This is a genomic window from Dongia sp. (assembly GCF_041905885.1).
In the GTDB taxonomy this organism is placed as follows: Bacteria; Pseudomonadota; Alphaproteobacteria; order Dongiales; family Dongiaceae; genus Dongia.
Genome location: NZ_JAYRKD010000041.1, coordinates 25359 through 48383, shown reverse-complemented (window position 1 = coordinate 48383; position 23025 = coordinate 25359). Strand labels below are relative to the sequence as shown.

Annotated in this window: 25 protein-coding genes and 1 tRNA gene; 19 read left to right on the top strand and 7 right to left on the bottom strand. The window is 65.9% G+C overall.

The genetic code is table 11. The annotated features are described in order from the left end of the window. The first annotated feature begins 163 nt into the window (after nt 1-163). Nucleotides 164-913: an SDR family oxidoreductase gene (locus ACH2CY_RS26725; protein WP_395022995.1), complete on the top strand. Its 750-nt coding sequence runs from the start codon at nt 164-166 to the stop codon at nt 911-913. A gap of 8 nt (nt 914-921) precedes the next feature. Further along, nucleotides 922-2067, top strand: coding sequence for a pepsin-like aspartic protease (locus tag ACH2CY_RS26720; protein ID WP_395022993.1), 1146 nt, complete (start codon nt 922-924; stop codon nt 2065-2067). On the opposite strand, the gene ACH2CY_RS26715 is transcribed toward ACH2CY_RS26720, so the two are convergent. Together ACH2CY_RS26715 and ACH2CY_RS26710 are read right to left on the bottom strand one after the other, a co-directional pair. Further along, nucleotides 2068-2487: a cupin domain-containing protein gene (locus ACH2CY_RS26715; RefSeq protein WP_395022992.1), complete on the bottom strand. Its 420-nt coding sequence runs from the start codon at nt 2485-2487 to the stop codon at nt 2068-2070. A gap of 11 nt (nt 2488-2498) precedes the next feature. Beyond that, on the bottom strand, nt 2499-2954 hold the full coding sequence (locus ACH2CY_RS26710; protein WP_395022991.1) for a carboxymuconolactone decarboxylase family protein: 456 nt from the start codon (nt 2952-2954) through the stop codon (nt 2499-2501). Between the two features lie 189 nt (nt 2955-3143). Between ACH2CY_RS26710 and clpS the strand changes: the two genes are divergently transcribed. From clpS to ACH2CY_RS26650, 12 genes are all read left to right on the top strand, one after another. Continuing rightward, complete coding sequence (clpS, locus tag ACH2CY_RS26705) at nt 3144-3449, top strand: ATP-dependent Clp protease adapter ClpS (protein ID WP_395022990.1); 306 nt, start codon at nt 3144-3146, stop codon at nt 3447-3449. Between the two features lie 97 nt (nt 3450-3546). Continuing rightward, nucleotides 3547-4215, top strand: a complete 669-nt coding sequence (locus ACH2CY_RS26700) for a GntR family transcriptional regulator (protein WP_395022989.1) — start codon at nt 3547-3549, stop codon at nt 4213-4215. Nucleotides 4216-4220: 5 nt separating this feature from the next. Further along, nucleotides 4221-5090: an ABC transporter permease gene (locus ACH2CY_RS26695; RefSeq protein ID WP_395022988.1), complete on the top strand. Its 870-nt coding sequence runs from the start codon at nt 4221-4223 to the stop codon at nt 5088-5090. Further along, nucleotides 5087-5920 (top strand): ABC transporter permease, encoded by an 834-nt coding sequence (locus ACH2CY_RS26690; RefSeq protein ID WP_395022987.1) that lies wholly within the window; start codon nt 5087-5089, stop codon nt 5918-5920. Before ACH2CY_RS26695 ends, ACH2CY_RS26690 begins: the two co-directional genes overlap by 4 nt. A 37-nt stretch (nt 5921-5957) precedes the next feature. Then, entirely contained in the window at nt 5958-7004 is a 1047-nt protein-coding gene (locus ACH2CY_RS26685) for a PotD/PotF family extracellular solute-binding protein (protein WP_395022985.1), read from the top strand. 70 nt (nt 7005-7074) lie between these two features. After that, nucleotides 7075-8124 carry an ABC transporter ATP-binding protein gene (locus ACH2CY_RS26680; RefSeq protein ID WP_395022984.1) on the top strand — a complete coding sequence of 350 codons (1050 nt, stop codon included), beginning with the start codon at nt 7075-7077 and terminating at the stop codon, nt 8122-8124. A 6-nt stretch (nt 8125-8130) separates the two neighbouring features. Further along, the gene (locus ACH2CY_RS26675) at nt 8131-8826 is read left to right on the top strand and encodes an RraA family protein (RefSeq protein ID WP_395022983.1); all 696 of its coding nucleotides are present in this window, start codon (nt 8131-8133) and stop codon (nt 8824-8826) included. Then, on the top strand, nt 8819-9541 hold the full coding sequence (locus tag ACH2CY_RS26670; RefSeq protein WP_395022982.1) for an HpcH/HpaI aldolase/citrate lyase family protein: 723 nt from the start codon (nt 8819-8821) through the stop codon (nt 9539-9541). The genes ACH2CY_RS26675 and ACH2CY_RS26670 overlap by 8 nt, the downstream gene beginning before the upstream one ends. A 5-nt stretch (nt 9542-9546) precedes the next feature. Continuing rightward, nucleotides 9547-11157 (top strand): 5-guanidino-2-oxopentanoate decarboxylase, encoded by a 1611-nt coding sequence (locus tag ACH2CY_RS26665; RefSeq protein ID WP_395022981.1) that lies wholly within the window; start codon nt 9547-9549, stop codon nt 11155-11157. An 11-nt stretch (nt 11158-11168) separates the two neighbouring features. After that, entirely contained in the window at nt 11169-12296 is a 1128-nt protein-coding gene (locus ACH2CY_RS26660; protein WP_395022979.1) for a serine hydrolase domain-containing protein, read from the top strand. A gap of 72 nt (nt 12297-12368) precedes the next feature. Then, the gene (locus tag ACH2CY_RS26655) at nt 12369-12587 is read left to right on the top strand and encodes a hypothetical protein (protein WP_395022978.1); all 219 of its coding nucleotides are present in this window, start codon (nt 12369-12371) and stop codon (nt 12585-12587) included. Nucleotides 12588-12642: 55 nt separating this feature from the next. Next, nucleotides 12643-13590, top strand: a complete 948-nt coding sequence (locus tag ACH2CY_RS26650; RefSeq protein WP_395022977.1) for an aldo/keto reductase — start codon at nt 12643-12645, stop codon at nt 13588-13590. A gap of 5 nt (nt 13591-13595) precedes the next feature. Here the strand turns inward: ACH2CY_RS26650 and ACH2CY_RS26645 are convergent, their stop codons facing one another. After that, nucleotides 13596-13844, bottom strand: a complete 249-nt coding sequence (locus ACH2CY_RS26645) for a GIY-YIG nuclease family protein (RefSeq protein ID WP_395022976.1) — start codon at nt 13842-13844, stop codon at nt 13596-13598. A gap of 140 nt (nt 13845-13984) precedes the next feature. Further along, a tRNA-Ser gene (locus tag ACH2CY_RS26640) sits at nt 13985-14074 on the bottom strand. A 255-nt stretch (nt 14075-14329) separates the two neighbouring features. Between ACH2CY_RS26640 and ACH2CY_RS26635 the strand changes: the two genes are divergently transcribed. Together ACH2CY_RS26635 and ACH2CY_RS26630 are read left to right on the top strand one after the other, a co-directional pair. After that, nucleotides 14330-14632 carry a hypothetical protein gene (locus tag ACH2CY_RS26635; protein ID WP_395022975.1) on the top strand — a complete coding sequence of 101 codons (303 nt, stop codon included), beginning with the start codon at nt 14330-14332 and terminating at the stop codon, nt 14630-14632. A 177-nt stretch (nt 14633-14809) separates the two neighbouring features. Next, entirely contained in the window at nt 14810-16858 is a 2049-nt protein-coding gene (locus ACH2CY_RS26630) for an ATP-binding protein (RefSeq protein WP_395022973.1), read from the top strand. On the opposite strand, the gene ACH2CY_RS26625 is transcribed toward ACH2CY_RS26630, so the two are convergent. Next, on the bottom strand, nt 16855-17640 hold the full coding sequence (locus ACH2CY_RS26625; protein WP_395022972.1) for an alpha/beta hydrolase: 786 nt from the start codon (nt 17638-17640) through the stop codon (nt 16855-16857). The two genes, ACH2CY_RS26630 and ACH2CY_RS26625, sit on opposite strands and share 4 nt — an antisense overlap. A 269-nt stretch (nt 17641-17909) precedes the next feature. Here ACH2CY_RS26625 and ACH2CY_RS26620 point away from each other — a divergent pair, with 269 nt between their 5' ends. After that, entirely contained in the window at nt 17910-19346 is a 1437-nt protein-coding gene (locus ACH2CY_RS26620; RefSeq protein WP_395022971.1) for a sensor histidine kinase, read from the top strand. Between the two features lie 20 nt (nt 19347-19366). Here the strand turns inward: ACH2CY_RS26620 and ACH2CY_RS26615 are convergent, their stop codons facing one another. Next, a complete protein-coding gene (locus ACH2CY_RS26615) occupies nt 19367-20014 on the bottom strand; it encodes a ChrR family anti-sigma-E factor (RefSeq protein ID WP_395022970.1) in 648 nt (215 codons plus the stop codon). After that, entirely contained in the window at nt 20011-20586 is a 576-nt protein-coding gene (locus ACH2CY_RS26610; RefSeq protein WP_395022969.1) for a sigma-70 family RNA polymerase sigma factor, read from the bottom strand. The genes ACH2CY_RS26615 and ACH2CY_RS26610 overlap by 4 nt, the downstream gene beginning before the upstream one ends. Nucleotides 20587-20774: 188 nt before the next feature. Here ACH2CY_RS26610 and ACH2CY_RS26605 point away from each other — a divergent pair, with 188 nt between their 5' ends. Then, nucleotides 20775-22199, top strand: a complete 1425-nt coding sequence (locus ACH2CY_RS26605) for an NAD(P)/FAD-dependent oxidoreductase (RefSeq protein ID WP_395022996.1) — start codon at nt 20775-20777, stop codon at nt 22197-22199. Further along, nucleotides 22196-23017, top strand: coding sequence for a DUF1365 domain-containing protein (locus ACH2CY_RS26600; protein ID WP_395022966.1), 822 nt, complete (start codon nt 22196-22198; stop codon nt 23015-23017). The genes ACH2CY_RS26605 and ACH2CY_RS26600 overlap by 4 nt, the downstream gene beginning before the upstream one ends. Nucleotides 23018-23025 lie beyond the last annotated feature (8 nt).

The window sequence follows — 23025 nt, the reverse complement described above, 5'->3', positions numbered from 1 at the left end:
TCGGCCAGCGGTCAATCGCGACCGCACCAAACAGGCCGGACATATGGACGCAATCGATCCGATTCAAAGCCGCCCTATCTTGCAACACGGGGGCCGTCCACATATGGATCCCAAGGCCGAGCCTTGGGATGACGACCCAGAAAAATCGAACAGAGAGACAAAGATGAGCAATGACGGAAAAGTGGTCCTCGTCACCGGCGCAGGCAGCGGCATCGGCCGCGCGGTCGCCCTCGCATTCGCCAAGGCGGGCTATCGCCTCGCCGTCACCGGCCGCCGCGTGGAGCCGCTGAACGAGGTGGTGGCGGAGGCCGGCAAGCCGGCGATCGCCATCCCGGCCGACGTCACCGACCCGAAGTCGGTGGCGGCCCTCTTCGCGAAGGTGAAGGCGACCTTCGGCCGGCTGGACGTGCTCTTCAACAATGCCGGCACCATCGCCCCGGCGATCAATCTCGAGGAGCTGACCGCGGAACAGTGGAAGGCTGTGGTCGATACCAACATCAGCGGCGTCTTCTACTGCACCCAGGAAGCCTTCAAGATCATGAAGGACCAGAACCCGCAGGGCGGCCGCATCATCAACAACGGCTCGATCTCGGCGACCGCGCCGCGGCCGAACTCCGCGCCCTACACGGCGTCGAAGCACGCCGTGCATGGTCTCACCAAATCGACGGCGCTGGACGGGCGGAAATACAACATCGCCTGCGGCCAGATCGATATCGGCAACACGCTCACCCCGATGGCGCAGGCGATGACCAAGGGCGTGCTGCAGGCCGACCTTTCGGTCAAGACCGAGCCGACCTTCGACGTGGCACATGTGACGAGCTCGGTCCTCCACATGGCGAGCCTGCCGCTCGAGGCCAACGTGCTGACCATGACCGTGATGGCGACCAAGATGCCGTTTGTGGGGCGCGGCTAGCATAGCCCATGGGTCGGGTCGCGCGGATCCCGATCACCAACGTCCATGCCGACGGCGCCTATACCGGCAGCATCCTGGTGGGGCCGCGGCAGCAGCCGATGAACGTGCTGCTGGACAGCGGCAGCGCGGTCTTCGCCCTCGATGGGCGCAAGTACCAACCCGACCTCGCGGCCGGCGACCGCACCACCCGCTTCGCGCAGTACATGAGCTATTCCGACGGCGCGCATTGGTCGGGCGGGGTCATCAAGACCACGGTCGCGGTCGGCCGGAGCGGCAAGCGGATCACGGCGGAGAACATCAACGTCGCCCTCGCCGCCGAGCAGACCCGGGGCATGTTCGGTCTCACCGACGGCATCCTCGGCCTCGCCTATGCGCCGCTCGACGAAGCCTGGGAGATGCCGAAGGACACCACGGCCAACCCCTACAGCAGCACCCGGATCCGCGCCGGCCGCTACACGCAGATCACGCCCTATCTGCGGCATCTCGACCAGCTGAAGGTTGTCTCCGACATCTTCGCCTTCTACACCTTGCGCTCCTGCATCCATCAGGGAACCAGGAACCCGGCCGAAGATCCGCTGAACCAGGGCTGGATGGTGCTGGGTGGCGGCGCGCAATGCCGCGAGTTCTACACCGGGAAATTCCAGGCCGCGAAGGTGCTGGCCGAGCAGTGGTACAACACCAATCTCAAAGCCATCATCGTCGGCGACACGCCGCCGCTCAGCGCGCATCAGCAGCCGCCGCACGGCTATCCCTCGAACTCGATCGTGGACAGCGGCACCACCTCGATCGATCTCGGCCCCTTGCTGCTGAAAGCCGTGATCTCGCGCTTCAAGCCGGACCAGCAGCGCCTGATGCAGGCGGCGCTCGGCCGCAAGAAGCCTTGCGTGCCGATGGAGGCGCTCAACTTGCGAAACTGGCCGGACCTCACCTTCATCCTGCAGGGCCTCGACCGCACAGATGTGGTCCTGAAAGTCCGCCCGCGGGATTACTGGCAGGTGCATGCGCCGAAACCCGGCCTCGCCCAGCTCGCCTTGACGCAAGGCGAGCCGGGCTTCGCGATCCTCGGCCTGCCGCTGATGAACGGCTATTTCACCATCTTCGACGGCGAGGCCGACAACGACCGCGGCGTCGTGAAATTCGCGACCCGCACCTGACTACTTCGCTGCGCCCGGTTCGGTAAGCGCGGCGCCGTCATCGGCGACGAAGATCGCGATCAGCGACGCCGGTTCGGTGGCGCTGGCATTCTCGCTCACCAGGTGGCTTGATCCCGGCGGCTCGAAGAAAAACTCGCCGGCCTTATAGACCTTGGCTTCGCCCTCGCCGGAAACCTGCGAGCGGATCGCGCCCGAAAGCACATAGGCGAAGACGCTGCCGGCATGGTGATGCGCGCCGGACTTGCCGCCGGGCGCGTAGTTCACCACCACCGCGCTCATCGCCTTGCCTGGCACGTTGGGCAGCAGTTTGGAGAAGACCTGCTGCACATTCGCATCGGCATGCGCACCGGCACTGAAGCCGGCGAACAACGCCGCCGCGCCGAGCGCCAGCGCGGCAATCGTGTGGACTTTCCGCTTCATGTTGCTTCTCCTCAAGCGGCCTTCGCCTTGACCGGGTGCAGGTAGCGGAAGCCGATCGCGATCCGGTTCCAGGTATTGATCACGCCGATCAGGGTGGTGAGGTTCGCGGTTTCGGTCTCGCTGAAATGCTTGCGGACCTCTTCATAGACGTCGTCCGGCGCATGGGTCTCGCTGATCAGGGTCAGGGCCTCGGTCCAGGCCAAGGCGGCGCGCTCGCGCTCGCTGTAGAGCGGCGATTCCCGCCAGGCATCGAGCAGGTAGAGCCGCTCCTCGGTCTCGCCATGGGCCCGGGCGTCCTTGGTGTGCATGTGGATGCAATAGGCGCAACCGTTGATCTGCGAGGCGCGGGTCTTCACCGGTTCGATCAGGGAATGCTCCAGGCCGCTGGCGGCGATGATCGGCTCGATCGCGGCGACGGCCTTCATGGTCTCGGGCGCGGCGGTATAGGCGTTCAGGCGGGCTTTCATCTCGGGTCTCCTCAGGGGTTGGTTTGGGTCCGTGTTCCGCCCTGAAAGACGGCGCCCGCCCGCCCGCTGTGACAAGCGCCGTCAGGACTGTGACGGCCGGCACAGGTGACATTGCCCTGCAACGGAACTAGGCTATGCGAACGAGATCTGGGGGAACGGCGTCACAGGAGTTCCCGGAAGGTCGTCCCAATGCCCGACATCACCGTCAAACCGGTCATCAAGCCCGAGCTCAAGGTCGAGAGGCCGCGGCTTTACAAGGTCATCCTGCTGAACGACGACTACACGCCGCGGGAATTCGTGGTGCGCGTGCTGAAAGCCGAGTTCCGCATGACCGAGGGCCAGGCCCATGCGGTCATGGTCACCGCGCATACCAAGGGCCTTTGCGTGGTCGCGGTCTTCACCAAGGACATCGCCGAGACCAAGGCGACCCGCGCCACCGACATGGCCCAGTCCAAGGGCTACCCGCTGCAATTCATCACCGAACCGGAAGAATAGGCGCCGGCATCTTTCGGTTGACCACGGGAGCCGCTTGCGCTCCCCCATATATCTATGACATACTTAAAATATATCACTGTAAGATCAATACGTTAAATTGACGAAACCGGGAACACGGCAGAGCGACACGGCTTACGAGCGGCTCCGGGAATTGGTGATCCACGGTGCGCTCAAGCCCGGGGCGCTGATCGAGGAGGCGGCCGAGATGGAGCGCCTCGGGGTCGGCCGCACGCCGCTGCGCGAGGCGTTGCAGCGTCTTGCGCATGAAGACCTGATCGAGGTCGTGCCGCGGCGCGGCTATTTCGTCACCACCATCTCCGCCGCCGAGATGTTCCAGATCTTCGAGGCGCGCCTCGCCATGGAGATCCAGGCCGCAAGGCTGGCCGCCGAGCGCGCGACGCCGGAGGCTTTGGCGGCGCAGCGCGCCTTGCTTGATGAAGCCCGCGCCGGAATCGCGGCGGACAACCGCGATCCCGCCTGGAATCTCGCGATCGACGAGCGCTTCCATGGGCTGATCGCCGCGGCTTCCGGGAATCGCTATCTCGCCGCGAACCTGACGCGCTTCTACGGCCTCTCGGTCCGCACGCTCTATCTCTCGAAGATCCCGATCACCCTGGTGAAGGACGAGATCGCGAACTTCGTCGCGGTGTTCGACGCCATTGCGTCGGGTGATCCCGATCGCGCCGAGCGCGCGATGCGCCGGCATCTCGAGTTCGATCCGATGGTGATGATCGGGATCGTGCCAAGACAGTCGGTCGAGGCCTGAGCGCGATGGCGAACCGGCCCATAGGAAACCGACGGGGCTTCATCGTCACCCTGCTGATGCTGGCGCCATCCACCGTGCTGATCGCCGTCTTCCTGTTCGTGCCGATGCTCATCGTGATCGGCTACAGCTTCGCCGGCCGCGATGCCTATGGCGGGATCGTGCCGGGCTTCACCCTCGATTCCTATCGCGAGCTGTTCCAGCCGCTCTATGTTCCGATCTTCTGGAACTCGGTGAAGCTAGCCTTCTGGAACACCATCCTCTGCGTGGCGGTCGCCTATCCGATCGCCTATTTCATCGCCTTCCGCGCCGGCCGCTGGGCGCCGGTCCTGCTGATCCTGATGCTGATTCCGTTCTGGATCGATTTCCTGATCCGGATCTCCGCCTGGGTCGTGCTGCTGGGCCGCAACGGCTTCATCAACGCCGGCCTCACCGCGACCATCCTCGATGAGCCGGCGCGGATGCTCGGCACCTATGGCGCGGTGCTGGTCGGGCTGGTCTATGCCTTCCTGCCCTCGGCGGTGTTTCCGATCTACGCCGCACTGCAGCCGATCGACCGCGCGCTGCTGGAAGCCGGCCGCGACCTCGGCGCCGGCCCGTTCCAGAACTTCCGGCGTGTCACCCTGCCGCTCTCGCTGCCCGGCGTGATGGCGGCCTGCCTCTTCGTCTTCGTGCCCTCGATGGGCGTCTTCGCCATCCCGGTGCTGCTCGGCGGCGGCAAGAGCATCATCGTCGGAAATCTCATCGTCCAGCTGTTCCTGGACTTCCGCAACATGCCCCTGGGCTCGGCGGTCTCGGTCCTGCTGCTGATCTTCTCCTCGCTCGGTATCCTCATCTACATGCGCGCGCTCCGCCGAGTGGAGGCCGCGCGCGCATGACCGACGCCATTCTCACGCCGAAACAGAGGACCCGGATCTGGGTCGAGCATAATCTGCTCGGGCGCATCTCGCCCGCGGTGACCCTGCTCGCCTATCTCTTCCTGTTCGTGCCGATCGTGGTGCTGGTGATCTATTCCTTCAACGCCTCGCGCTCGACCGTGGTTTGGAGCGGCTTCACCCTCGACTGGTATGGCGAGGTGTTCCAGGACCGCGGCCTCCGGCAGGCTTTGCAGGTCAGCCTGGTGATCGCCTTCGTCTCGGCTCTGGTCAGCACGGCGATCGGGGCCTTGACCGCGCTCGCCATCGTGCGCCGCCGCTTCCCGGGCCGCGACGCGCTGGCGACCCTGCTGCTGGCGCCGATGGTGCTGCCGGAGATCGTCCTGGCGGTGGCGCTGCTGGTCTTCATGGTGGCGATGAACGTGACACTCGGCTACTTCACCATGATCGTCAGCCATGTGCTGATCTCGGTGCCCTTTGCGACCTTGATCGTGCGCGCCGCCGCGGCCTCGCTCGACAAGCGGCTGGAAGAGGCGGCTGCCGATCTCGGCGCCGACGAATGGCAGGCCTTCTGGCGGGTGACCTTCCCGCTGCTGCTGCCGCCGATCGTCACCGCTTTCCTGCTGGCGGCGACCTTGTCCTTCGACAATTTCGTGATGTCGACCTTCACTTCGGGGGTCGGGACCACGCCGCTCCCCTTGCGGATCTACTCGATGCTGAAGCTCGGCATCACGCCGGAGATCAACGCCTTGGGCGCGCTGATGGTGCTGCTCAACGTCTTCGTCGTGGTGATCGTGATGGGGCGGCACCTGTCGCTCATCGTCAAGAAGTAACGTCTAGGGGCTTTCGTTTACGGAGAAAGGGTGGACCATGAACAAGAAGACCTTGATCGGGATCGTCGTCGTCGCCGTGGTGGCGATCGGCGGCTATCTCTTCATGCAATCCAAGGGGCCGCAAGAGCTGCATATCTACGCCTGGGCCGATGAGGTCCCGCAGGCGATCCTCGACGACTTCTCCAAGGAAACCGGGATCAAGGTGACGCTCGACACCTTCGATTCCAACGAATCGCTGATCGCCAAGCTCGAAGCCGGCGCCTCCGGCTATGACCTGATCGAGCCCTCGCAATACGCGGTGCAGATCCTGGAGAAGAAGGGCCTGGTCGAGCCGCTCGATCATTCGAAGATCCCGAACCGCGGCAACCTCAGCAAGGTCTTCCAGGAGATCTCCTTCGATCCCGGCAACAAGGTCAGCATCCCCTTCATCTGGGGCACCACTGGATTTGCCTACAATTCCGATTGCGTGAAGGAGCCGATCACCTCCTGGAAGTCGCTCTGGGATGAGCAGTACAAGGGCCGGATCTACATGCTGGACAACATGCTGGCCGCCTATATCGCCGGCCTGCAGGTGAACGGCTTCAAGGCCAACACCACCAATCCCGACGAAGTCGCCAAGGCGACCCAGACCTTGATCGACCAGAAGCCGCTGCTCGCCGGCTATAACAGCACCAATTTCGCCGACCTGGTCTCCTCGGGCGAGGCCTGTATCGTCGAGGCTTGGAGCGGCAACGTGCTGCAGGCGATCGAGCAGAATCCGAAAGTCCATTACGTGCTGCCCGACGAGGGCGGCACGATGTGGGTGGACGGCTTCTCGATCCCGAAAGGCGCCAAGAACACCGACGCCGCCTACAAATTCCTGGACTACATCCTGAAGCCGGAAGTCGCGGCCAAGGTCACGACGCTCACCAAGGTGGCGAGCGCCGTCGATAAGTCGAAGGAACTGCTGCCGCCGGAGCTCGCCAAGAACACCGCGGTCTTCCCGCCGGACGACAAGCTGGCCAAGGCCGATTTCATCCTCGATCTCGGCGATGCGATGAAGCACTACCAGGACGGCTGGACCAAGGTGAAGGCCACCCAGTAAGCGATTCCCAAGGCCTGACGGCGGGGCGCGGATCAAGCGCGCCCCGCCGCTTTTCCGGATTGATCCTGCTATGAGCGATACCGCCGTCGAGCTGCGCAACGTCTCCAAGAGCTTCGGCACCGCCGGCGCCTCGGCGGAGATCAATGCCGTCTCCGACATCAACCTCGCCATCGGCAATGGCGAGTTCTTCACCTTGCTGGGGCCTTCGGGCTGCGGCAAGACCACGACCCTGCGTATGATCGCCGGCTTCGAGCAGCCGACCGCGGGCGATCTCCTGATCCGCGGCCAGAGCATGAACGGCATCCCGGCCCATCTGCGGCCGGTCAACACCGTCTTCCAATCCTACGCGCTCTTCCCGCATTTGAACGTCGCCGACAATGTCGGCTTCGGCCTCGATGTGAAGGGTGTCGCCAAGCCGGAGCGCCAGCAACGCGTCGAAGAGGCGCTGAAGCTGGTGCAGATGGACCATATGATCGCGCGCAAGCCCTCGGCGCTCTCCGGCGGCCAGCAGCAGCGCGTGGCACTCGCCCGCGCCCTGGTCAACCGCCCCTCGGTGCTGCTGCTGGACGAGCCGTTCGGTGCGCTGGATTTGAAGCTCCGCAAGGAGATGCAGGTCGAGCTGAAGCATATGCAGCGCCGGCTCGGCATCACCTTCATCTTCGTGACCCATGACCAGGAAGAGGCGCTCACCATGAGCGACCGGATCGCGGTGATGCACAAGGGCCGGGTGCTGCAGGTCGATGACCCGATCGGCATATACGAACGCCCGACCACCCTGTTCGGCGCCGGCTTCATCGGCGAGATGAACTTCCTCAAAGCCACTGCAATCGCATTGCCGGCGAATCTCACCGCCGGCAGCGATGCGACCCTGGCCTTCCGGCCGGAGGCGCTCTCCTTCGCACCCTATGAGAACGCAAGGGCGCCGCTGCTGAAGCTCGACGGCGTGTTGCAGGAATCGATCTATATCGGCACCGACCGGCGCTACCAGGTGCGGCTCGATTCCGGCGAGACCGTCTTCATCCGCATCCAGAACAGCGGACGGCACATCCCCAACATCGCGAATGGCGACCGCTGCAGCCTCTATGTCTGCACGTCCGACATCCGCATTTTGACCGAGTGAGTGGACATGAGTTTCAAGTCATACCGAATCCAGGAGATGCCACCGCAATTGCCGGCGGCGGCCATGGCCGAGCTGCAGAAAGTGGAGGTCGCGACCATCGGCCACTACCTGCATGACCGCTTCATGGCGCCGGCGCTGCGGCCGATCCTCGACGGCCGCCGCATCGCCGGCACCGCGGTGACGCTCTCGATCCCCGGTCCGGATTCGACGCTGCTCTATCACGCGATGGACCGCTTGCGCCCGGGCGATGTGCTGGTGGTGGACCGAGCCGGCGACGACCGCCATGCCTGCTGGGGCGGCTTCATGGCGGCGGTGGCGAAGCTGCGCCAGGCAACCGGCATCATCATCGACGGCATGGTGACCGACCCCACCGAGATCCGCGCCCAAGGTGTCGCGACCTGGGCCCGCGGCGTCTCGCAGATCACCACCAAGCTCCTGAACCTCGGCGGCGCCTTCAATCTACCGGTCTCCTGCGGCGGTGTCGCGGTCAACCCGGGCGACGCGGTGCTGGCCGATGATTGCGGCATCGTGGTGCTGCCGCCCGATGAAGTCGCCGGCGCCACCAAGACCGCGCTGGCCGATCAGGCGGAAGAGGGCGATTGGCTGGCGAAGCTCAAGGCGGGCAAGAAGCTGCAGGATCTGGTCGACATCGAGAAGATGATCGCCGAGCGCAACAAGCTGGATGGTGCCAGCCATGGCTGATGATCCCGGCAAGCTCGCGGTCTGGCTGACCACGCCGAATCACATCTTCGTCGAGATCGCACGGGATCTCGGCTATTCGAAATTCCTGCTCGACATCGAGCATGGCCTGTTCGACCTCGAGCCCACCGATCGCCTCATCGCTTTCATCAAGGCCTTGGGCTGCGAGGTCTATGCCAAGGTGCTGGGGCCCGCCGTCGTGCCGATCCAACAGGCGCTCGACATGGGTGTCGACGGCGTGATCATCCCGCATATCCTGGGCGTCGAGCATGCCCGCGAGGTCTGCGCCGCGGCGAAGTATCCTCCCCTCGGCGTGCGCAGCTTCGCCGGCACCCGCACCGCGAAATACGGCGGCGTCAACCAGGCCTGGTACGAGAGCGAGAACAAGCGCACCAAGTGCTTCCCGATGATCGAGTCGAAGGAAGCCTGCGCCGATGTCGAGAAGATCCTGGCGCTGCCGATTGTCGACGGCTGCTTCCCCGGCACCAGCGATCTGTCTCTCAGCTCCGGCCGCGGCGCCTACAAGAACACCGATGAGGACAAGCGCGACCTCCGGCGCATCGCCGCCGCGGCGAAGGCGGCCGGCAAGCCCTGGATCATGCCGGCCTGGACCCGGCCCGAACGCAGCTTCGCCCAGGAACTCGGCGCCGACTGGATGGTGGTCGTCGATGAAACCGGCTCGCTCTACACCGGCCTCTCGCAGGCCCTGAAGGACTGAATGCAATGACCAAAGAGATCGCTTCCGGCGCGGCGCTCATGCAACTGCTGAACGCCTATGGCGTCGACACCGTCTTCGGCATGCCCGGCGTGCACACGCTGGAAGCCTATCGCGGCCTCGACGGCGCCGGCATCCGGCATATCGGCGTACGCCACGAGCAGGGCGCCGGCTTCATGGCCGACGGCTATGCCCGCGTTTCCGGCAAGCCCGGCGTCTGCCTGATCATCAGCGGCCCCGGCGTCACCAACGCGGCGACGCCGATCGGCCAGGCCTATTCCGATTCCCAGCCGATGCTGGTCATCTCCAGCGTCGCCGCCACCAAGGATCTCGGCATGGGCCGCGGCATGCTGCATGAGATCCGCGACCAGGCCCGGGTCACGGAGCCGATCACGGCCTTCTCGGCTGTCGCGCAGAATCCGGACCAGGTGCGCGAGATGGTGCACCGCGCCTTCGCGCTCTTCGCCACCGAGCGGCCGCGCCCCTGCCACATCTCGATCCCGCTCGACGTCTTCAAGCAGCCGGACGGAAAAGAAGCGAAGGCGCGCTTGGCACCCCCGCTGCCACTCTGCGACCCGAAGGCGGCCGAGGATGCGGCGCGCCTGCTTGCCAAAGCCAAGCGCCCGATCATCATCGCCGGCGGCGGCAGCGTCGGCGCGGCGAAGGAGCTGGTCGCCGTCGCCGAGAAGATCGGCGCCGCGGTCATCCCGACTATTGCCGGCAAGGGCGTCATTCCCGACGACCATCCGCTGGCGCTGGAGGTGACCTTGGACCGCCCGCCGACCCAGGATTTCATCGGCACCGCCGATCTGGTCCTCGCCGTCGGCACCGAGCTCGCCGAGCCCGATGTCTGGCTCGAAGGCACGCTCACGCTCGGCGGCCAGTTGATCCGCATCGATCTCGACCCCACGGTGCTGGCGCGGGACTACGACACCGCCGTTGCGATCCGCGCCGACGCGAAAGCCAGCCTCGCCGCGATCGGCGGCGCCCTCGACAAGATCGCAGCCAAAGGTCCCGGCTTCAAAGGCGGCAACGCAATCGCCGAAGTCCGCGCCGCCGAGCGAGCCAAGTTGACGCCGCTCGAGCAGAAGCATGTGAAGGTGCTCGACGCCCTGCGCCGCGCCGTGCCGCGGGACGGCATGGTCTTCACCGACATGACCCAGCTCGCCTATACCGGCTACGGCTTCTATCCCGCCTTCGATCCCAAAACCTGGTTCTTCCCGGCGGGCTACGGCACCCTGGGTTTCGCGCTGCCGGCGGCGATCGGCGGCCAGCTGGCGGCGCCGAAGCGGCCCGTCGTCGCCTTGATGGGCGATGGCGGATTCCTGTTCACCATGCAGGAGCTTGCCACCGCGGTGGAACAGAAGCTGCCGCTGGCGATCCTGCTCTGGAACAACGACAGCCTGGCGCAGATCCGCGACGGCATGAAGGCGCGCGGGATCCCGACCATCGGCGTCAACCAGCTCAACCCGGACTACATCGCCGTCGGCAAGGCCTTCGGCTGCCGCACCGAGCAGCCGAACAGCCTTGCCGATTTCGAGCGGGCCTTGCAGGATGCCTTCGCGGCCGACCGGCCGACCCTCATCGAAATGCGCGAAGACGCGCCCTACCTCGCCTGAGACCCGCAATCATGGACAGCACCGAAACCGTCACACTCGCCAACTGGCGCCGCTCGCCCTGGAACCGCTGGGCCTTCCACCATGTGTCCGAGCTGGTGCCGGTCGCGGTGATCCCGACCGATCCCGCGCGCGCCAGCCCGCTGCCGGAAAGGTTAGTGGCGCCGAACGCGCTGCCCGACGGCCTCGCCATCGAGCAGGTCTTGCGCGAGACCGAGACCGACGGCTTCCTGGTCTTGCGCGACGGCACCTTGATCTATGAATGGTATGCGAACGGCCTCACCGCCGACCAACCGCATATCATCTTCTCGATCTCGAAATCGGTCTCGGCGATCCTGGTCGGCATCCTCGCCGGGCAGGGCAAGCTCGATCCCGATGCGCCGGTCCTGCAATACATCCCGGAGGTCGCCGGCTCGGCCTATGCCGATGCCACCGTGCGGCAAGTGCTCGACATGACGGTCAGCATCGATTTCGACGAGAGCTATCTCGATCCGGAAGGCGCCTTCGCCCGCTACCGCGAGGCGATGGGTTGGAATCCGGTCGCCGATCCGGCGAAGACGCCCGGCCTGCACAAGTTCCTGACCACCCTGCCGCGCGGCCAGGCGCCGCATGGCGAGCGCTTCCATTATGTCTCGCCGAACTCGGATCTGCTCGGCTGGATCATCGAGCGCGCCGCCGGCCGGCCCTATGCCGACCTCATCTCCGAACTCATCTGGAAGCCGATGGGCGCCGCGCATGATGCCTATGTCACCATCGACAAGGCGGGTGCGGCGCGTTCGGCGGGCGGCATCTGCACCACGCTCCGCGATCTCGCCCGCTTCGGCGAGCTGCTGCGCCGGGGCGGCCAGGGCGTCGTGCCGAAGCCCTGGATCGACGACATCCTCAGCAACGGCGACCGCGCGGCCTGGCAGCGCGGCGACATGGCGACCCTGCTCCCGAACGGCCGCTATCGCAGCAAATGGTACCTGACCGGCAACGACCACGGCGCCTGGACCGGCATCGGCATCCACGGCCAGTGGCTCTACATCGATCCTGCGGACAAGCTGGTGATCGCGAAATTCTCTTCGCAGGCCCTGCCGGTCGACGACCCGATGGATCTCCGCCTGCTCCGATTCTTCGAGCAGGTCGGCCGGGCGCTCTGACCGCCCGGAACAGGTTCGGCACCGCCGGGTTGACCCCGCAGAGGCTGGAGGCTCTCTGCACGAGGTGGACGCATGACCCCGGACGAACAGTTGCTCGCCGACCGCCAGCGCCTTTGGCACGATTTCAGCCGCCTGCTGTTCTGGGGCGCGCTGCACGCCGCGGTGGCCCTGATCGTGGTGGTGATGTTCGCCGTCAACGGCCCGACCGTCGGCACCTTCATCCTCGGCCTTGCGCTGATCGGCGGCAACATCGCGATCACCACCGGCCATTTCATGTCGCGCCGCTGGTAGCCGTCCGCGCCCTGCGCTATCCTCCGGCAAACATTTCGCCAGGGGAAGACGCATCATGGGACGAATGAAGCTCGACGTTTCGAAGATCTGCTTCGGCACGTCCTCGCTCTCGAGCATGCCGGACACCTACGGCTACGAGGTCTCGCCCGAGCGCGCCCATGACACCGTGCGGGCGATCTTCGACAGCAGCGTCAACTTCCTCGACACCTCCCGGATCTACGGCTTCGGCCGCAGCGAGGAACGGATCGGCGACGTGATCCGTGAGCGCGGCGGGTTGCCGAAGGGCTTCGTGGTCTCGACCAAGCTCGACCGCGATCCCAAGACCAACAAATTCGATGCCGGCGAAGCCCGCCGTTCGCTGGAAGAGAGCCTGAAGGCGCTCAACCTTTCCCGCGTGCATCTCCTCCACCTGCACGACCCGGAGCATGCCCGCTCGCTCAGCGAGGTCACCGGCCCCGGCGGCGCCATCCCGGCGCTGATCAAGATGAAGGAGGAGGGGCTCTGCGACGCCATAGGTCTGGCGGCCGGCACGCTCGAGGTGATGATGCCGCTGCTGAAGGAATTCGAGTTCGACGCCCTCATCACCCACAACCGCTTCACCCTGGTGAACCGCAACGCCGAGCCGATGATCGCCTTCGCCGCCAGCAAGGGCATCGCCGTCCTCAACGCCGCGCCTTATGCCGGCGGCGTGCTCGCCAAGGGCTCGGATTCCTTCAAGCGCTATGTCTACCAGGAGGCCAGCGACGCAGTCTTAAGCCCGGTGAAGCGGGTGGAGGCGGTCTGCGCCAAGCACGGGGTCCCGCCGGGAGCCGCGGCTTTGCAATTCTCGATGCGCGACCCGCGCATCACCTCGACCATCTGCGGCGTCAGCAAGCCGGAACGGGTCAAGGAGACGCTGGCCTGGGCCGAATGGAAGATCCCTGCGGCGCTCTGGGAGGAACTCCAGTCGCTCCCCTTCGCCACGGACGACCCGGAAGCGACCCGCCAATACAGCGCGGGATAAGACCTTCAACGCAGCAAGCGCTTCTTGGCGAAGGCCTTGCCGGAACCGGACTTGAAATAGACCTCGAGTTGCCGGGCGTGGACCTTGCTCGGAACGGCGACGTAAGACTTCAGGACAACCGGAAGATAAGCCTTGGTGGACGTCACTTCGCCGCGCGAATGTGAACCAAAGCGGCGCCTGAGATCGTCGGTTGAACCGACGTGGTTGTCGCCGTTGCTGAGTTCGAGAAAGTAGACGTACCACACGGTGGTCACCCCCATCCCGCCTGAGACTGCGGGAGGGAAAAATAGCGGACCAAGCGGTACCCGTCTCCCTACGCCAAGGCTTCGGGAGACACCCTTCGCCCTACGGTCTCCAGGTGGCTGCGCCACCCGAAGCCCTTTAGGGCGTAGGGTGGCGGAGAGAGCGGGATTCGAACCCGCGATAGGCTTTCACCTATGCACGCTTTCCAAGCGTGTGCCTTCAACCACTCGGCCACCTCTCCGCGGCGCCAAAACCTGACGCGGGTCGACACCGCAGCATTTTGGGCGGGCGGAACCTAACCGAGCCTCCAGAACAGTGCAACCCATCCCAAACCACCCAATAGAGGGTGAGTTTGCGATTCATTTGTTAGGTTTATAAGCAGTTTTCTACAGTTTTTATCCAAATAAATCAATGACTTAGTGTCCATTTCCGCGTGACAGCCGAGGTCCGGCGGCGTAGGCTGCTCAAGCAGGCAATTCGGCTGAGGAGTCCCTCCATGACGGTACGACGGATCATTGGAATGGTGATGCTGGCCGCGGCCCTGATGTTCGGCGCCGCCGAGTTCTGGTTCAGTGTCATCAACAGCTACGACGCCGGGGCCATCACCCTGGGCCGGCTCTGGGTGACGGTCAGCGCCCGCAGCCTCAACATCGTGCAGTCGCTGATCACCGACCATCTCTGGAGCCCGATCTGGAACGTCGGCATTTCGCCGCTGCTGGTGGCGCCGGCCTGGTCCTTCTTCGGCGCGCTCGGCGTGCTGTTCTTCATCTTCGGCCGTCCCAAGGTGGTCGAGCGCTAAGCCGCCTTTCCACGCGTCCCCGACCAACCCCAACTTGAGTTACCCGGCGGTCTCCTCCGCCGGGTAACTTGATTTCAATCAATCTCCGAACAGACTATGGGGGACGATGTTCCGGCGTCCCCCGGTCTCTGCACATCCGGGCCCGCCGGCCGATCGAAAGCCGCCAGCGAGGCTCGGATGAATTTTCTCAGCGCCTTCTTCGACACCCAGCAATTCGCCCCGCATGGGCAATGCCTGCTCTGGCAGTCGGACCTGCTCATCCTCTACACGGTCTCCGACGCCGCGATCGCGCTCGCCTATTTCTCGATCCCGCTGGCGCTCGGCTATTTCGTGATGAAGCGGCGCGACATCGCCTTCCGCTGGGTCTTCGTGCTGTTCTGCATCTTCATCGTCGCCTGCGGCACCACGCATCTCTTCGATGTCTGGACCCTGTGGAACCCGGATTACGGCCTGGCCGGCCTGGCCAAGGCGGTGACCGCGATCGCCTCGGTCGGGACCGCGGTGATGCTCTGGGACCTGATGCCGAAGGCCCTGGCGCTGCCGGGCCCGCAGCAGATGCAGAGCCTCAACCTGCTGCTGCAAAAGGAACTCGGTGAGCATCGTTCCGCGACCGCGACCTTGAAGGACATGACCGAGGCGCTGGAGCGCCGGGTCCAGGAACGCACCGCCGATCTCGAGCGCGAGATCGCCCAGCGCCGCTCGACCGAGGCCGAGCTCTTGAAGAGCCGCGAGCAGTTCCGCCACCTCTTCCTCAGCAACCCGCTGGCGATGTGGATCTACGACCGCGACAGCCTGGGATTCCTCGAGGTGAACGACGCCGCGATCACCAACTACGGCTATACCCGCGACGAGTTCCTGAAGATGCGCCTGCCCGACATCCGCCCGCCGGAGGAGGTTGCCAGGCTGATGGCGGTGCTGGAGAAGGGCGTCGGCGCCTATGAGCAGAGCAGCAACTGGCGGCACCGCCGCAAGAACGGCGAGGTGATCACAGTCGATATCTTCACCCATGAGATCGCGATCGAGGGGCACAACGCGCGCCTGGCGGTGGTGCTGGACGTGACCCAGCGCAACATCGCCGAGGAGCAGCTGCGCCAGGCGCAGAAGATGGAAGCGGTCGGCCAGCTGACCGGCGGCATCGCCCATGACTTCAACAATCTCCTGGCCATCATCCAGGGCAACATCGAGCTGGTGCAGGAGAAGGTGAAGGGCGACCCTGTTCTCGCCGAGATGATCGACTTCGCCCTGCGCGCCTCCGAGCGCGGCGCCAGCCTGACCAAACGCCTGTTGGCCTATTCGCGCCAGCAGCCCTTGGCGCCGAAGCCGGTCGATATCGCCGTGCTGATCGCCGGCATGTCCGATCTCTTGCGCCGCGCGCTGGGCGAGACCATCGAGGTCAAGACCCATATGGCGCCCGGCCTCTGGCCGACCCGGATCGACCCCAACGAGCTCGAGCATGCGATGCTCAACCTCGCGGTCAACGCGCGGGACGCGATGCCTGGCGGCGGCAAGCTCTCGATCGAGGCCGAGAACGCGCAACTCGACGCCGCCTATGCCGACCAAAACATCGAGGTCCGGCCCGGCGCCTATGTGATGATCGCGATCACCGACACCGGCGCCGGCATGAGCAAGGAAGTGATCGAGCATGTGTTCGAGCCGTTCTTCACCACCAAGCCGATCGGCCAGGGCAGCGGGCTCGGGCTATCCATGGTCTACGGCTTCGTCAAGCAGTCCGGCGGCCATATCAAGGTCTACAGCGAGCCCGGCCACGGCACCACGGTCCGACTCTACCTGCCGCGCTTCGCCGAGCAGCCGGAGGCCGAGCCGGCGCCGCATGAGGCGCCGCTCGAGGCCGAGCACAAGGGCGAGGTGATCCTGGTCGTCGAGGACGATCCCGACGTCCGCAAGCTGGTCCTCGGCATGGTGGAAAGCCTCGGCTATCAGACCATCGCGGCGATCGACGGGCCGAGCGCGCTCGAGGCGCTCGATCGGATCGGCAAGATTGACCTGCTGTTCACCGACGTGGTCCTGCCGCGCGGGATGAACGGCGCGGCTTTGGCCCGCGCGGCGCAGCAGCGCCAGGCGGGCTTGAGGGTGCTCTACATGTCCGGCTATACCCGCAACGCCATCCTGCACAACGGCGCGCTGGACGAAGGTGTGCAGCTCATCACCAAGCCGTTCCGCAAGACCGACCTCGCCGTCAAGCTGCGCGAGGTGCTGAACGGCTAACGCGCGGGGCGGCCGGGGCAGCGGCCGAGGAAGTCGATCACGTCGCGGCGCATCTTGTTGTCCGCGGTCCAGAAGCTCGAGAATTGCAGCACGACATCGATATGGTCCAGGCCGGGATAGTCCTGCCGGCGGACCGGATGACCGGCCGCCGCGAGACGGCGTTCCAGGCGGACGCTGTTCGACGGATCGACCGTGTCGTCGGCACCGCCGGTTACCAGCAGGACCGGGGGTCCGGGATTCCCGGCATAGGTGATGGGCAAGGCCTCGGCCGGGTCGCGGGCCGCGGCGAACACGCCGCGCAGGAGATCGGTGTCGAACGCGAAGTCAAAAGGGCCGGCCAGGCCGACGATGCCGCAGAGATTGCCCGCATCGAACCCCGCCGCGGACCCATAGCGCCGGTCCAGGCCCAGCATCATCGCGTTATAGGCGCCGGCGGAATGGCCCATCAGGAAGATCCGCTGCGGATCGCCGCCATAGCCGGCGATCCGATCCTGGGTCCAGCGCAAGGCCGCCGCACCGTCTTCCAGGAAGGCGGGATAGCGCACCGCCGGGTAGAGCCGATAATCGGCAATGACGACGACAAAGCCTTCCGCTGCGAGCAACTGTCCGACGAAGCGGTAATCTGCCCGCTCGCCGCTGTTCCAGTACCCGCCGTAGAAGAAGACCACAACCGGCGCCGGGTTCGCGCGCGGCTGATCGGGTCGATACACGTCGAGCGCCTGCCGCGCGGCTTCCCCGTAAGGCAGCCCCGCGCTCAGCCGATAGCCGTCGTCGCTGGTCATCGCATTGAGCGCGTCCACCGGCCTGCAAGCGCAGAGGGTGATTGCCAGGAGCAGGAAAGCGATTGTCGGAATCCGGTTCATACGCTGCTTACGCTGGAATGGATCGTTCAGATCACTGGCCGCAGATCCGCGATCGTATCGGCGGATTTTTTCGCCCGTTATCGACACGATGGTGTGGCCGCGAATACCGAAATCAATGGCTTGTTAAGACGGCTGCGTCACGCTGTGGGCAATCGCGGCGCCGGCCGCAGGCAGGGTTTGGACAAGTCATGGATTTCGCGGAAAGTCGCACGCAGGTCAGCGCGGCGGAAATCGATGCGGTGCTCATCTCCGGGCTCTACCGGCGCACCAAGCCGCTGCTGATCGCCAACCTCGGTGCGCTCTCGTTGCTGAGCCTCTCGCTGCTGAACAGCGCCGGGACGCTGCACATCCTTCTCTGGGCCTGCACCCTCGCCGGCTGGACCATGCTGCGCTTCGTGCTGGCGAAGACCTACCTCCGCCGGCCGCGCGACAACAGCGAGGCGCGGCTCTGGACCTATGCCTTCGCGCTCGGCTCCGGGGTTGCGGGCCTGCTCTGGGGTTCGTCGCTGTTCCTGATCGAGAGCCTGGAGCCGGAGAACGCGCGCCTGGTTACCGCCTTCCTGATGGCGGCGCTCAGCGCCGCGGCAATCGCGGGCTACACCAACAGCATGCTCGCCTTCGCCGCTTTCGTGCTGCCGTCGCTGCTGCCGTTCGGCATCCGGCTCACCTGGCTCGACGGCAGCTTTCATGCGCTCATCGCCGCCTTCGTGGTGTTCTGGGCCTGGCTGCTGTGGTCGATGGCCCGGCACCTCAACGACGGCTTCAAGGACAGCATCGGCCTGGTGCTGCACAATCAGAACCTGGCGAAGCGGCTCAGCCGCGCCAAGGACGTGGCGGAAGCCGCCAGTCTCGCGAAGACGCGGTTCCTCGCCAACATGAGCCACGAGCTCAGGACGCCGCTCAACGCGATCGTCGGCTATTCCGAAATGATGACGAACCGTATCCTGGGGCCGGTCGGCAACCCGACCTACGAATCATATTCCCGCAATATCCTCGACAGTGGACAGCATCTGCTGGGCATGATCGAAAAGGTGCTGGATGTCTCCAGCATCGAAGCCGGCAAGTTCAATCTGAGCGAGGACCTGATCGACGTCGAGGAGCTGGTCGACAGCGCCGTGCGCCACGTGCGGACGGGCGCGGCGGAGGACCAGATCAAGATCCATGTCGAGGTCGAGCGCGACCTGCCCTACCTGCGCGGCGATGCGATCAAGATGCGGCAGGTCCTGCTCAATCTGCTGTCGAACGCGGTCAAGTTCACGCCGCCCAAGGGCCACGTGATGATCGTCGCGGACCGTCTCACCGACGGCGGCATCGCGCTGGCGATCGCCGATACCGGCATCGGCATCGCCCAGGAAGATCTTGCACGCGTGCTGACGCCGTTCCGCCAGCTCGAGGACCAGGACCACTTGAAGCGCAGCAGCGCGCAGAACGGGCAGGGCGGCCATACCAACGCCGGGCTGGGCCTCCCGTTGGCCAAGCTGCTGACCGAGCTTCACGGCGGCGGCTTCCTGCTGGAGAGCCGTCCAAACATCGGCACCACCGTCACGGTGACCTTGCCGCCGGAGCGCGTCGCGCCGCGGCCCAAGTTGCCCGGCGGCGATCGCTGGCGCAAAGCCGCCGAATAGCCGCCGATCAAGCGGGCAAGTCAGATTCGGATGAAGGGCTGCATCAGGCGGCCCAGCAGGTTGCGGAACCGCAGCGGCGCATCGGTGACCGCGAGACAGATGCAGGTTTCCCCCGGGTCGGCGACCGGCCGGTGGGTCGTTTCCTCGTCGGCGCATTCGACGTCGCCCGGCCGGAACTGCGTGCCGCCCGACCGATAGCTGCCCGCCAGCACCAGGGTCATCTCGTTGCCGCCGTGGCTGTGCGCGAACACGCCGCGGCCGGGCGCGATCCGCAGCAGGCGCGCGACCGCGCCATGCGGGTCCTGGGCCAGCACGCAATGCTGGATGCCGGGACCGAGCGAACGCCAGGCCACGGAATCGAAGTCGCTGAGGTAAGCCCGCAGCGGCGCGGCCAGCGCCGAATCCGGCGGTGGCAGATCGGCCTGCGGCTGCCGGGCCGCCCGGGCGAGGATCCGCTCGACATCGCCGTCGAGGGCCGCGGCGCTTGCGGTCTCCGGCGCCAGATCGTCCAGCAGCGCGCCGCCGATCGCCTCCGCCTGCGCCACGGTGGCGCGGCATTCCGCGCATTCGGCCAGGTGGGCCGCGACCAGCAGCGCGAAAGGCTCGGTGGCCGCACCCGAGGCGTATTGCAGCAGGAACTCCTCCGCCGGGTGATGTTGCGGGCTCATTCGGTTTCTCCAAGGGCTTTGCGGAACCGGCCGAAGGCAAGCCGCAGCCGCGACTTCACCGTGCCCAGCGGCACGCCGAGTGCCGCGGCGATCGCACCATGCGGCCGGTCCTCGAAGAAGGACATCCGGATCACCTCGGCCTGGTCTGGGGGCAGCGCTGCCAAGGCGGCGCGGATCGCCACCGCGTTGCGCCGCGTGATGATCGCCTGTTCCGGGGAATCCGGCGCCTCGGCCTGCAGGCTCGGATCCTCGGCATCGAGCTCCGGCCGGCGCTCGCGGCGGATGAGGTCGATGCGGCGGTTGCGGGCGACCGTGAAGATCCAGGTGCTGGCATTGGCCTTGGCGGGATCGAACAGCCGCGCCTTGTTCCAGACCGCGGCCATCGCTTCCTGGGCCAGGTCTTCCGAAGCCGCGGCATCGGCGCCAAGCTTGCGCATGTAGAGCCGCAGCCGCGGGCCGTAATGGGCGTAGAGCTCGGCGAAGGCCAGGCGGTCCGCGGCGGCGACCCGCAGCAGCAATGCCGTCATCCGGCCGGCCTCGCCGGCTTTCTCTCGTTCCGCTTCGCTATTCATCGCGACCCGCCGGGGCGGCCGCGCGGCGACCTGCAGGAAGCGCGGACCGGGACTCTGTGCCAAGGCGACTTGCATGCCGGTAAATACGCGTCCCGGCCCGGCTTGGATCACCGCCCCGCCCGGTGATCCAAGCCCGGCAAGACACCGTAATGGAAAGACGGATTTTCCGGGCGGAGGCGGTCGGCACTGTGACCCTGAATGACATTACGACGGGCGCCGGCCCATTTGGTCCCGGTCATGCGCCGCGGTCAACCGGTGGACCAGATTCTCCGCGCGCTGCGCAAGCAGGCGGCCAGCGGATCGCCGTAATCGGCAGCGGCATCAGCGGACTTTCGGCGGCCTGGCTGCTGGCGCGCCGGCACCGGGTGACGCTCTACGAAAGCGATTCCCGGCCGGGCGGGCACAGCAACACCGTCACCCTGCCGAAGGCCCTCGGCAGCACACCGGTCGATACCGGCTTCATCGTGTTCAACGAGCAGACCTATCCCAACCTGACGGCGCTGTTCCGCCATCTCCAGGTGCCGACGATCGCGACCGAGATGTCGCTCGCGGTCTCGATGAACGGCGGCGCCTTCGAATATTCCGGCAGCACGTTGGACGGCTTGCTGGCGCGGCGGAGCAACCTGCTGCGCCCGCGCTTCTGGAGCATGCTGCGCGACATCGCGCGCTTCTACCGCGAGGCGCCGCTGCACGCACGGCGTCCGGAATGGGCGATGCGCAGCCTCGGTGAGTTCCTGGCCCATGGCGGCTACGGGAGGGCCTTCGTCGCCGACCATCTGCTGCCGATGTGCGCGGCGATCTGGTCGGCGCCGCCGCGCGACATGCTGGATTATCCCTTCGAATCCTTCGCCCGTTTCTGCGCCAATCACGGGCTGCTGAAATTCCGCGACCGCCCGGTCTGGCGCACGGTCGCCGGCGGATCCACGACCTATGTGCGGGCCTTGCTGGCCGATGCGCCGATCGATCTGCGCCTGAACAGCGACATCGTCGCGGTCGAAGCCGGTCCCGCCCCGGTCCTCATCCACTCCGACGGCGCGCGCCACGGTTACGACGCGGTGGTGCTGGCCTGCCATGCCGACCAGGCGCTGCGTCTGCTGGCGCGGCGCAGCGCGATCCAGAACTGGCTGCTCGGCGCCTTCCGCTACCAGTCGAATCGCGCCATCCTGCACGGCGATCCGGCGCTCATGCCGGTCTCGCGGCGCGCCTGGTCGAGCTGGAACGTGATCGAGACTCCCGACCCGAGCCGGCCGGTGACGGTGAGCTATTGGATGAACCGCTTGCAGCGGCTGGAACTCGACCGCGATGTCTTCGTGACGCTCAACCCCACCACCCGGCCGCGGCCGGAGAGCGTGTTTGCGGAGTTCGAGTACACGCATCCGATGTTCGACGGCCGCGCGGTGGCGGCGCAGTCTCAGCTCTGGCGGCTGCAGGGCGAAGGCGGGCTCTGGTTCTGCGGCGCCTATTTCGGGGCGGGCTTCCATGAGGACGGGCTGCAGTCCGGGCTGGCGGTTGCCGAGGCTCTGGGCGGCGTGCGGCGGCCCTGGCGGGTCCCGGACGAATCCGGCCGGATCGCAATCCTCCCGGCGGCGGCCCACGAATCGGTCGCCGCGTGAGCGCGCCGCCGGACATGCATTCGGGCGTCTACGAAGGCACGGTCTATCACAAGCGTCTGCGGCCGAAGGTTCATGCCTTCCGCTACCGGGTGTTCAGCCTGCTGCTCGATCTCGATGAATTGCCTTCGCTCGACCGGCGGCTGCGCCTGTTCAGCCACAACCGCTGGAACCTCTTCAGCTTTCTGGACCGCGATCACGGCATCGATCGCCCGGCCTCGCTGCGCGAATGGGTGGAGGAGCGTCTCGCCGGCGTCGGGATCGCCATCCCTGGCGGCCGGATCAGCTTGCTCTGCTACCCGCGAATCCTGGGTTACGTCTTCAACCCGCTCTCGGTCTATTTCTGCCACCGGGCCGACGGCGCCCTCGCGGCGGTGATCTACGAGGTCAGCAACACCTTCGGGGAGCGGCACGCCTATGTCCTCCCCAATATTGGGCCCAATATTGGGCCCAATATTGGGGAGGGGGATGGCGACGGTGCGGTGCGGCAGAGCTGCCGCAAGGCCTTCTACGTATCCCCCTTCAACGACGTGAGCGGTGGCTATCGCTTCCAGGTCCTGCCGCCCGCGGAAAGGGTCGCGATCCATATCGATCAACAGGATAGCGGCGGCAGGCTGTTCCGGGCCGGCTTCACCGGGCGGCGGGGCGGGCTTTCGGACCGGGCGCTCCTGGGTCTCGGTTTGCGCTATCCGCTGATGACCCTGAAGGTGATCGCGGCCATCCACTGGGAAGCTTTCCGTTTGCTGATCAAAGGCGTTCCGCTCCGGCTCGACACGCGCAATACTGGGGGGATCAAGTTCCATTCCAAACTGGAAACCTGAGGCCCAGA

Excerpts from the sequence above, each read along its gene's own strand:
- ACH2CY_RS26725 (WP_395022995.1), top strand. The coding sequence starts at position 164 with ATGAGCAATGACGGAAAAGTGGTCCTCGTCACCGGCGCAGGCAGCGGC.
- ACH2CY_RS26720 (WP_395022993.1), top strand. The coding sequence starts at position 922 with ATGGGTCGGGTCGCGCGGATCCCGATCACCAACGTCCATGCCGACGGC.
- ACH2CY_RS26715 (WP_395022992.1), bottom strand. The coding sequence starts at position 2,487 with ATGAAGCGGAAAGTCCACACGATTGCCGCGCTGGCGCTCGGCGCGGCG.
- ACH2CY_RS26710 (WP_395022991.1), bottom strand. The coding sequence starts at position 2,954 with ATGAAAGCCCGCCTGAACGCCTATACCGCCGCGCCCGAGACCATGAAG.
- clpS (WP_395022990.1), top strand. The coding sequence starts at position 3,144 with ATGCCCGACATCACCGTCAAACCGGTCATCAAGCCCGAGCTCAAGGTC.
- ACH2CY_RS26695 (WP_395022988.1), top strand. The coding sequence starts at position 4,221 with ATGGCGAACCGGCCCATAGGAAACCGACGGGGCTTCATCGTCACCCTG.
- ACH2CY_RS26690 (WP_395022987.1), top strand. The coding sequence starts at position 5,087 with ATGACCGACGCCATTCTCACGCCGAAACAGAGGACCCGGATCTGGGTC.
- ACH2CY_RS26685 (WP_395022985.1), top strand. The coding sequence starts at position 5,958 with ATGAACAAGAAGACCTTGATCGGGATCGTCGTCGTCGCCGTGGTGGCG.
- ACH2CY_RS26680 (WP_395022984.1), top strand. The coding sequence starts at position 7,075 with ATGAGCGATACCGCCGTCGAGCTGCGCAACGTCTCCAAGAGCTTCGGC.
- ACH2CY_RS26675 (WP_395022983.1), top strand. The coding sequence starts at position 8,131 with ATGAGTTTCAAGTCATACCGAATCCAGGAGATGCCACCGCAATTGCCG.
- ACH2CY_RS26670 (WP_395022982.1), top strand. The coding sequence starts at position 8,819 with ATGGCTGATGATCCCGGCAAGCTCGCGGTCTGGCTGACCACGCCGAAT.
- ACH2CY_RS26665 (WP_395022981.1), top strand. The coding sequence starts at position 9,547 with ATGACCAAAGAGATCGCTTCCGGCGCGGCGCTCATGCAACTGCTGAAC.
- ACH2CY_RS26660 (WP_395022979.1), top strand. The coding sequence starts at position 11,169 with ATGGACAGCACCGAAACCGTCACACTCGCCAACTGGCGCCGCTCGCCC.
- ACH2CY_RS26655 (WP_395022978.1), top strand. The coding sequence starts at position 12,369 with ATGACCCCGGACGAACAGTTGCTCGCCGACCGCCAGCGCCTTTGGCAC.
- ACH2CY_RS26650 (WP_395022977.1), top strand. The coding sequence starts at position 12,643 with ATGGGACGAATGAAGCTCGACGTTTCGAAGATCTGCTTCGGCACGTCC.
- ACH2CY_RS26635 (WP_395022975.1), top strand. The coding sequence starts at position 14,330 with ATGACGGTACGACGGATCATTGGAATGGTGATGCTGGCCGCGGCCCTG.
- ACH2CY_RS26630 (WP_395022973.1), top strand. The coding sequence starts at position 14,810 with ATGAATTTTCTCAGCGCCTTCTTCGACACCCAGCAATTCGCCCCGCAT.
- ACH2CY_RS26625 (WP_395022972.1), bottom strand. The coding sequence starts at position 17,640 with ATGACCAGCGACGACGGCTATCGGCTGAGCGCGGGGCTGCCTTACGGG.
- ACH2CY_RS26620 (WP_395022971.1), top strand. The coding sequence starts at position 17,910 with ATGGATTTCGCGGAAAGTCGCACGCAGGTCAGCGCGGCGGAAATCGAT.
- ACH2CY_RS26615 (WP_395022970.1), bottom strand. The coding sequence starts at position 20,014 with ATGAGCCCGCAACATCACCCGGCGGAGGAGTTCCTGCTGCAATACGCC.
- ACH2CY_RS26610 (WP_395022969.1), bottom strand. The coding sequence starts at position 20,586 with ATGAATAGCGAAGCGGAACGAGAGAAAGCCGGCGAGGCCGGCCGGATG.